General features: G+C 35.7%; 2 protein-coding genes. Both read left to right on the top strand.

Annotation, left to right across the window (positions count from 1 at the left end; genetic code table 11):
- A partial coding sequence (locus A9G48_RS11495; protein WP_176701987.1) for a hypothetical protein occupies positions 1–1,416 on the top strand: 1,416 nt, incomplete at its 5' end.
- On the top strand, positions 1,416–10,288 hold an 8,873-nt coding region (locus A9G48_RS02220; protein ID WP_141672938.1), incomplete at its 3' end, for an SdrD B-like domain-containing protein. The genes A9G48_RS11495 and A9G48_RS02220, both read left to right, overlap by 1 nt.

Raw genomic sequence — 10,288 nt, 5'->3', positions numbered from 1 at the left:
TTGTTGTTGAGTTACAGTCAAGAAAAAGACAAGGCTAACTATGTTGAAAAACTTACTCGAGCGCAGTACTACACTGCATTGGGGGATGTGTATACAGCAGCGTTTGAATTACAACACCGCAATGACCACAACTATGGTGAAGACGCCACACATGAAGCATTAATTGCGGCTAAATTGGAGCGTAGTTTTTTTGATGGTCGAGATAAAGGGTATATTATTCAGCAATTAACGGTGGCCAAATCGGGCGATGTGGCAGATGATAACCGTACCACAATTGGTTATAACTCACAAATTACCGACAGTATTAATATTGGTGCGGAAATTTTTGCATCCAATCGAGGCGCTGGAGGGGGTATTCAGGCAGGTTGGGATGTTAATGAGCAGACTAATTTGTATACGAAAGTGTTAAATGATGTGGACTCTACTTCTGGGCGAGGCATTACCACGGTAGTGGGCGGTCGAACCAAAGCGACCAGTGAGCTGGAGCTTTATTCTGAGCGTCAATTCAAAACTAGCAAAATCGATCATACTACTTCAGATGTGTATGGTGTCAGTTATAAACCTACCGAAGCACAATTTATTGAAGGCTCTTACTCGGTTGGGCGTGTAAACAACCGTAATCGTGACCGTACTAGTTTATCGGGTCATGATGAAACGCGTCGTGATGTTTATGCGGCTGGTTACGGCTATAAAAATGATTGGTTCCAAATTCGTAACCGTCTGGAATATCGGATTGATGAAGGTAGTGAACGGATAAGACAATGGGTCACCACCAATAGGGCGAAAACGATTGTCAGTGAAAACTTAAGTTGGTTAGCACAGTTTGATTTTGCAAAAACTTTTGGGAATAAAGACACATCGAATGATGTGGTGAGCAACTATACTGAATCAATGATTGGTTTTGCTTATCGTCCTAAATTAATAAACAATCTGAATTTATTTGGGAAACTGACTTATGTTTACGGGTTAGATCCGGACGATCAGCTGATAGCGAATTCGACCTCATCGAGTGGGAAACGCTATACTTCAAGTTTGTATGACCAAAAGAGCTGGGTGTGGTCGTTAGAAGGGGTTTATGAATGGAATGCAAACTGGGAAACTGCATTTAAAGCAGCCCATAGGCAAGGTCATTTACGCTATAAAAATGAAAGTAACTGGTACTCATCAGGGGCGAGTTTGTATGCGCTGCGTTTAAATTATAAGACAGGCGATTGGGAATATCAGGTAGAGGGTCGTACGTTACGTACCGATTTAGCTGATGACCATAAAGATGGCTTTGTGACGAGTATTTACCGCAATATTGGCGATAATATTAAAATGGGAGTGGGGTATAACTTTACGGATTATAACGACAACTTAACACACCTGAACTATCGTTCACACGGTTGGTTTATCAATGCAGTAGGGAGTTTCTAATGGACAGTTGGCAAAGTGTAGAAATTGGAAAAATTATCCCCCAAGTTGAAAAGAATTTACGCATATCAGGAGAGAAGATAATGCGAACTGAGCATAATGTAGCAGTGGAAATAAATAGAAAGATTTCTGTAAAAAAAGGTTATCGTTATGTGTCTATATTAAAACATTTGACCCAAATTTTGGGTGCATTCATTTTTATGCTTATGGCTGTATCAATAGCAAATGCTACGACAATATCAGGTAAAGTTTACTGGGATTTCGATAATCATCAAAGTTTTAATATGCCATTAAATAATATTATGGTTGAATTAAAAGATGCTTCTGGAAATAGCTTAGCTCAAACAATAACACAAAATGATGGTAGCTATTTGTTCGATAATTTGCAATTAGGGCAATATACGGTTATTGCTAGTACAAGTAATAATGAAAGCATTAATCGAACATTAAATCTTTCCAGTTCAACCGGAGAATTGGGTGTTAACCTTTTTTTACAAGGTATGGGAGGAAGTATCCATTTAAGTGTCAAGGATGAAAATAATGTTGGGGTTAAAGATGTTCCGATTACGTTGATTAATAGTGTTTCCACAAATGGGCAGCTAATATTAATAAGTGATGATAATGGTGATATTAAGATCAATAACACATTAAAAGGGTATGCCAATAGTGCTGTATTTGGTCCTATAAACTTAGATACTTCGACATATATTTTATGGGATGTTGTTTTGCCAAATAATTCTCATAGATACCAAGATACTATCGATTTTAGTTCAATGAATGGAGTAGATCAAAGTGGTACCTTTAATATTAAAGCTCTCAATCGCTGGGGTGTTGATGGTATAGTCGCAATCGATCAGAATTATGATAATATCTATTCCGCTGAAAATGATACAGGCGCAATTGGGATGGATGTTGAGCTTTATTATCCCGGTACGACAACAAAAGTTTTAGGCACGAAAACAATTACCACAACGGAAAACGGTAAATTTCGTTTTGAAAAACTAGCGGTGGCAACTTACGATATTAAGGTAACTAATGTAGCTATGCCTTATATTCCAGTAAATGCAATGAGTGCAACAATTACAATTCCCGCTTTAGGAAACCTTAGTAGCCCTGACTTTTTACTTCAAGTTGATCAATCAGATCATTCATTAGCAGGTGTTTTAGGAAATGTATTTGAGCTGGCGTTGAACCAACAGGCACAGCCGGGTGCCGATTCTGGCGTAGAAAATGGAAATACTAAACCTACTAAGGGTAGTAGAGGTTTTTCAACTGATGTCATACTTTATCAACATGATGGTACTTCATGGAAAAAAATTGTGACACAAAGATCTAATAATCAAAACGCGGGATCTTATCAATTTAGAGGCTTGACCAAAGGTAAAGATTATAAAGTTGCAATCATGGAAGACGGAATTGATGTTAATAAATATGTTTTCATCAATGATACTGATGGTAAATCATCTAGTACATCTCCTCAATCAAGGAGCCTCCATAAAGGTAGAGTTACTTTAAGTAATGGTACGCAAGATAATATTGCCGGTAAAGAAATTATTGTTACCAATCTTAATAATACAATAAGTAATCAAAACTTTTGGTTTTCACCAAAATTTAATCAGTCATTAGGCGGAATGATTGTATCGACGACTTTAAAAACTGCCAATAACCATGATAGTTATGCGACGTCGATCAATGGTCTATCTACTAGAACAGCTAGTGCCTATATGAAATTATCTTTTTATGAAGAAGATGGTGTTACTCCATTGGTAGTTGATGGTCAACCTGTTAAGGCAACTTATGAAACCCAAGGTTTTTACGGAACAAGATCGTGGGTTACTGCAAGAACGGATCGTGCAGGGATCTATTACTATTCTCTTGATGACTACGATAATACTAAATTAGATTATGAGTCGCGTTCTAATTTTTTGATCAACATTAGCCCTAATAGCGGTTTTGAAGATGTCATTATTTTCAGAGGAAAAACACCGAATAGTATTTCAGGCTACATTTATTTAAATAATAGTCATAAAGGTACAATAGGCAGTTATAATCCAGAACAAGATACGCCAATTAGTTCAAATCGTGTGGTGTTACAGCGTAAACTTCCATCAGGGAAGTGGAACGATATTACTTATTTTGCAACTGATTCTAATGGTTGGTATAACTTTACTAATTTGCCAGATGGGGAATATAGAGTTATTGCTAAAAAAGAATATGGCAATATAAGTAATATAACGAAAGATGATGTCGATTTTGAAGGTAATGACCAAAATAATACTATCAATAGTGATGGTTCATCGACTATACAAGTTACAATTAGCGGGGGGCAAAACTATAATCGTGATACTAACTTTTGGTATAAACTTAAAGTTAATGACAATATTCTTCGTGGTCAGGTCTACCTAGATACTTATAAAGGTAATGGTGAATTAGAAATTGGTCAAACTTATAATGAAAACGATTTACCGCTTTTCGATGCAGATGTTTTACTTTGCCGTCTAGGTGCTGAATCTGATTGTGTGATAGGAGGACCGCTTTATATTGCACATAAAAGAACTAATGTTGACGGTAGCTATTTATTTACTAGTACCGATGATGGTATTGTTCCAAATACAGAATATAGGGTCAAAGTGATTCGCCATGGTACAACAGCGGTGACGAACTCTACTCAAGGGCTTGCACCTTCTTATATTGTTAAATTCAATCAGAATAGTGTACCAATTACTAAAAACTTTTTAATGCAAGGTAAAGCTGAATTTATTGGTTATCCAGTTAATGATTTAAATGGAGATGTTCAGTATGCCGGCGAAAATACTTATGAAACAGGGCAAGGTAATTTCAAAATCTACTATTACAATGGAAGTAATTATGTGTTTTGGGGCGATATAGGGACTTACTACCATTCAATTAACCTAAAAATGTTACCTGAAGGAAAATATCGCATTATTCATAATAAAGATTCTAATAAAAATTATATAGATATTGCTGATATGGATCCAAATACAGAACTAGGGACATTTGATTTTGAAGTAAACTCTAGTGGTAATTTTACCCATAATAATCAACCTTCATCTAAACAGTTGTTTTTACAGGCAATTTCTGTATCGGATAAGTTTAATGAGGTGTTCTCCGGCAAAATTTATCTTGATGTGAGTGGAACTGGGGTGAAGACAGATGCATCGATTGAATTGACTGCAGCTGATTTACAACACCTTAATAGTGGAAATTTATCTGTTGAGGGGATTTTTACACCGCGTATTTATCCTGGCTATTACAATGGATCGTTAAGTAGTATTGAAAGTACGCCTGATTTCATTGATAACCAAGTATCTGCAAATGGAAAATTTGCTTATACCAAAGCGAATTCAACTCGCGGTGGTTTATATGCTACTAATATGATTTTACACTTGAAAGGACTAAATAGTAGCCAGTTTGAATTAGTGGGTAATAGTAGTGATCCACTACAAAGCTATCTACCAAACCAAATTAGAAACAATCTTGAATACATGCAAGTGTCTAATGTGACAAGTGCGCCAAATCAATATTGGTTAGTCAAACTAAAAAATAATACTGAAATTAGTGGTCAGCTTTATTATGACCTTAACGATGATGGTAAGTTTAATCGCGATGACCAGGATGTAGGACTTTCAGGCATTAAAGTTGCCCTTTATCGTAATAATCAGTTATATAGTTATACTTTAACAGATAATAATGGTCATTATGCTTTTAAAAATCTTTATGATGACAGTTATACCATTAAAGTACCTACACAAAGCGAAGATCAACGTTATGAACTTCGAAGTCCTTCTGATACTTCTCCTGTTATAACTATCAGCCCAAGCAAACCAACTGCTTCAGGTGCTGATTTAGACTTTATTTATAAGAAAAATGGCGATGCAGTTATTGCGGGTTCTGTAATGATTGATATCAATAATAATGGGACTGCTGAATATAGTTATAATAAAACAGGAGATTTACCACTTAAAGATATAAAAGTTAATTTGTATCAAGGTGTTTCAGGTAATTTAAGTTTGTTTGCCTCTGTAAATACGAATGAATTTGGGCGCTTTAGTTTTAACAATCTGCCATTAAATAATAGTTATACAGTTATGCTAGATATGCAAACGTTATCACAAGATTATGGCATAATCGTTAATGCTGATGGCAATACCAACAGTTCGTTAACGCCTATTGTCTTTGATGATAAAGGGCGTACTGAGCAAAATAAATTCTTTTTAATTGCAGGAGGTTCTAATCCTTATCCTGCCGCAGGTAATAATTCTACTTCAGCAATAAAAAGTGGCATATCAGGCGAAACACTCGTTGAGGTAGATGTTAGTACTAATGAACCTATGGCGGGTGTGTTGATAAGCTTAATTGATTCAAATGGTAATGAACTTGTTCGCCAATATAGCGATACAAACGGGAAATATCATTTTTATAATTTGCCAAATGGTAATTATAAAGTCAATGTTCTTGATCCACCGAAGGGCTATACACTTATTAAAAATAGTGATGGTACCACTCAACCAATAGATACACTATCTGGTATCAATTTACAAAGTTCAGGTGTTGAAAATAAAAACTTCTATTATAAAAAGGCAAGTATTGGCGGTATTGAAGGTAAAATCTATGTTGACTTTGCCGATAATAATAGTGATTTTGCTCGGCTAAATCATTTTGCTCATTTATTATCTGATACAACGCCGGCTACAATAGAGTTACATGAAGGATCCGATGGTAACGGTACATTGTTAATGACTCGTACATCCGTTGATGGCGTTTATAGTTTCCCTAATCTAATGTATGGAGATACAGCTCATTATTCTGTAAAAATTATAATGAGTTCTATACCTAATTATGCATTTAAGATGAGTAAAGCTGGTAGCCAACCTAGTGATGTTGTTATTCCAGTTACGCTGCTCACTGAACAAGGATCCTTCGATAATCATTTCATGATTGTCGGTACGCAAGAAATTGGTGGTAATGTTTGGATTGATGCAAATAACAATAATACTAGAGACGTTGATGAAACAATTGATGGTGTTGATGTTACTTTGTCTTATATGGCTCCGGGCAAGAATCAATATGAAGAATTGAAATCTACAACAACAGCAGATATTGCAATTAATGGTGTTAGTACATCACAACATGGTCAGTATTTGTTTGATAAGTTGCCAAAAGGAACAAATTATCAGATCAAGGTAAAAACACCTGAAGCAACTACATTAATACCTGTTAGCCAAGTTGCCGATAATGCGGACACATTTAAGTTTGAGCCTTTAAATCAAAATAGTTTTAATAGTAGTACTGGTTATAAGTATTCCGGTACTATTAAGGGACATGTCTCTATTGATGTGGACTATAGTAAAAATAAAACAGATGTAGATGATCATTTAAAAGGCCTTAAACTTGTCTTGAAAAAAGTAGTAACTACAGCGGTAAGCCAACAAGGAGACATTACTGTAGAAACGGATGCTAATGGTAACTTTAGTGTTGAAAATCTATCAATGGGGCAGTGGGTTATTACAACAGCTACCTCACAAAGTAATGTAGCTGATTGGGGTAGTTATAAACTCAGCTATACTGATAATGGTACTGGTGCTGTCGAAGCTGTAACCAATGATCTGGCTTTGAATGTCACACTTTCAACTACTAATCCTTCAGTAAATAATATTGATATTGGATATCGTGGTGATAGTAAAATTACAGGTTATGTCGTCATAGATCGAGATGGTGATCATCGTTATAGTAATGATGATATGGCGTTTAGTGAACTTTCTACACTAATTACTCCAAAATTAATCTTAACTTCTGCAACAAATAGTGTTGGTTTTACTTCAAGAGAAGTTGTGGTGAATTCTGATGGTTCTTTTGAGGTATCAGACTTAAGCCAGCATAAATATAAGTTAACTAGTGTGGTGAACGATACTAATTATAAAATTGTGTTTAGTCCATCAAACTCAACACCAGCATCAGAATCGGCAATATTTGATGTGAGCGGGGCAAATGATACAAGCTATGTTGCTAATCCTGAAACCAGAGCTTTTGGATATGCTATTAACCGTACATTATCTGGCAAGGTTTATTTTGATATTGGTGGGAAAAAAGAGGCAAGTTTATTAAATCCTCCGCTTGATGGTGCAATAGTTAAAGTTGAGAATAAATACAATAACAAGGTGTTAACTTATACTCAAACTGTAGATAGTAATGGTGAATTCTCGTTTTCAAATATTACTGAAGGTGATTGGGTTGTTACCGTGTTACATCCAACTCGTAGAAATTTGGTCTACAGTTACTTTGTTGAAAAATTAGTAACACCTAGCTTAGTTAATAACGGTGAAATTACCTATAGTGTTAATGCAAATACCGATTCAGAGATTAAGTTAGATTTAGGTATGATGGGTAATAGTGTCGTAAGTGGAACGGTTGTTTATGATAATGATAGTAATGAACAACTGACAGCCAATATTGATACAGGTGTAGTTGGGTTAACTATCAATCTCATTGATCCAAATAATGATGCTGTAATTTATGTACAGGTTCAGACTGACTCAAATGGTAAATTTAGTTTTAATAATCTGGCGCAAGGTAATTATAAAATTAGAGTGACCGATCCGTCCAACCATTTAAATGGTTATGCCATTAGTTTTAGCCCTACAGGTAAAGCTTCGACAAACAATGCTTCTGATTCGGTTGTTATTGCTTTTAATAGCGATAATACTCAGTTAGATAATCAAGATTTTGGTTATCGGGGCATTGTTGGCGTTAGCGGTCATATTTATCAGGATATTTTAGGTAAAGGCGAACATAATACCAATTATCCAACTTTAGCGGGAATAACGGTGACTGCAACCAATCAAAGTAATAACATTACGCTTACTGGAATATCCGATGCAAATGGTAATTATTTGATACAGAACTTAACACCTGATACGTGGCAAGTAAAAGTCTCGAATTATCCTCAAGGTTGGCAAAAGAGTTATGTAAATTCTGTTAGTGGCGTTACCTTAAATTCTGATGTGACAAATATTACTATTGCTTCTGGTTCAGCTGTTGGTCAAACAGTTGACTTTGGAGTAAAAGGTAGTGCGAAGATTTTTGGTAAAGTGGTGGTTGATATGGATATCAATGATAATGTTTCATTAAATTATCATGCTGCGCCTATAGATAGACCATTGAGTGATATACCTGTTTTACTTAAAGCAACAGGAATAGCAGGGAGCTCTGAGATTAGAACAACAACAGATAACACAGGTCATTATGAATTTGATAATTTAACTGCATATCATGATTATCAAATTACTATTGATGATCAAACGTTAGGATCAAGTTATCAACTCAGCTTTAGCCCTGCTATGATAAGTGGTGGGCAGCCAAGTAATAGTGATCAAGTAACATTAATAGCTGTTGATCAACAAGTTAGTGATCTCGATTATGGATATATCAGTCAACGATCATTAAAAGGCACTATCTATAAAGATTATTCTGGTAAAGGTGTACATCAGGCTTATCATTCCACCTTAGATGGTGTGGTAATAGAAGCGCAAAATGTGAATAATCCTAATATTCGGTTAACAGCAATAAGTGGTCTTAATGGTCAGTATACAATTAACAATATTGCGGACGGCAAGTGGAAGATAACGGTTAAATTGCCTTCGAATCCAGATTATGTTTATAGTTATGTTGTTCAACCACAAGGCAGTTCTATTACACCTATAACTGATGGAGCAGAAATAGAAATCAGTCAATCTTCTTCACTGATTACTAACGTTGATTTTGGTCTGAAAGGTCAAGCAAGTATTAGTGGACAAGTTGTTATTGATATGGATAGTAGTGATGGTAATGCCATTGTTGCTCAAGATATCGGTATTGATATGTTATTTCCTCATTATTCAGTTGAGCTGTTTGTTGGGGATGATTTAATCGATACAGTTGAAGTGGTAAGTACTGGAACTGATGTTAGTGAATTAGGCAACTATAAGTTCAATAATTTGGCATCAGAAGTTTTCTATACTGTGAAAGTTAGCGTTCCGGATGTTAACTATATTAGTAGTTTTATGTTAACTGATAGTAATATCGTTCCAACAACTAGCCAAACTGATAATGAAATGAAAGAAACTTATACATTTGCTAGTGCAACGGCTAACATTGAGAATGCAAGTTTTGCTTGGGGCGGTACTAGTGGTATAAAAGGTAAGGTGTTTTTAGATAAAGATGATGACGGTGTTTATGATTCTTCTATAGATTCACCGATCAATGAACTTATCACATTAACGTTTGAAAATGTGAATAACCCAGCTATCCATTTTAGCTATACAATGGTGTCTGGTACTGTGGAATATGATATTACTAATATTATCCCAGGTAAGTGGAATATCGTTGTCAGTGGTGTACCGACTACCTTAACGGCAAGTTTTGACCCGGATGATGCGCATCATAATGCTGATGGCTCGTTAAAAACACCACAAACAGTAGATATGGCAACTGTGGAAGTAGTAGGTAATTTAACTGACCAAAACTTTGGTTATATCAATGGTGGAGTTATCGAAGGTAAGTTAGTTGAAGACAGTGCTGGCACAGGCTTAATAGGGCTGGCTAACTATCCAGGGTTATCGGGAGTAAATGTCTATTTATTAGATAGCAATGAAAAACATGTTATGGATAAAGCGGGCAAACCGATGTTATCAACAACTGATAATGAAGGTAAGTTCAGTTTCCGTAACTTAGCGATAGGTAGCCATGACGGCAACAGCATCACCCATAATATTCGGGTTCTTTACGGTGAATATAATGATGGTGTTGTTAGTTCAGATAGCAACAGTCCGTTATATGAAAAAGTTCCATTCTTTGAAAAGTATACGGATATCGGCGG

Origin of the sequence: Gilliamella sp. wkB18 (assembly GCF_001690875.1) — a bacterium.
Classification (GTDB): domain Bacteria; phylum Pseudomonadota; class Gammaproteobacteria; order Enterobacterales; family Orbaceae; genus Gilliamella; species Gilliamella apicola_A.
Note: the sequence above shows the minus strand (reverse complement) of the source record. Positions and strands in the feature narration are given on the sequence as shown.